Raw genomic sequence first — 577 nt, 5'->3', positions numbered from 1 at the left:
TGCGCCCCGAACATGAGCCCGACAAAGCCACTGAGAAACGCCAGGCGGTGCACGTAGTACGCCGCTTCGCCACTGGTCGCGAGGATGAAGACCAGCGCGCCCAGGACCACGGCCGCCAGCAGCCGGTGGTTGACCGGCCGCTGAAAATGCCGGTAGGTGCCGCGCAGCTGCAGCACGGCGATCAGCACCACCAGCAGGTTGGGCAAGGCCATGGACAGCAGATGGTGCCAATGCCCTTGCGTGGTGTACAGGGCCGCCGCGAAGATGGACAGGGTGGGGAAGACCGACCAGTCGTCCAGCCCTTGGATGGAGGCCGGGTAGCTTTTGCGGATGAAGAACAGCACCAGGGCCATGAGCGCGCCCATGAGGCTGGCAATGGCCACAAACGTTTGCAGGCTGGTGGCGGGCAAGGGGCAACTCCGGGGCGGTGGGCGGGACAAGGCCGTCCAATATACGTGAAATGCCGCCTACCCCCCGGCCGGCGGCCGGTCTCAGTGCTGCAGGATCTTGTTCAGGAAGTCCTTGGTGCGCGGCTGCCGCGCGTCGGGGTTGCCGAAGAACTCGTCCTTGGAGCAGT

At 65.7% G+C, this 577-nt stretch carries 2 pseudogenes; both read right to left on the bottom strand.

Annotated features, from left to right (window positions below):
* A pseudogene (locus HA630_RS01485) lies at window positions 1–410 on the bottom strand (hypothetical protein); the annotation flags it as partial.
* Between the two features lie 81 nt (window positions 411–491).
* A pseudogene (locus tag HA630_RS01480) lies at window positions 492–577 on the bottom strand (amino acid ABC transporter ATP-binding protein); the annotation flags it as partial.

The sequence above is a fragment of the Aquabacterium sp. A08 genome (assembly GCF_011742065.1).
Note: the sequence above shows the minus strand (reverse complement) of the source record. Positions and strands in the feature narration are given on the sequence as shown.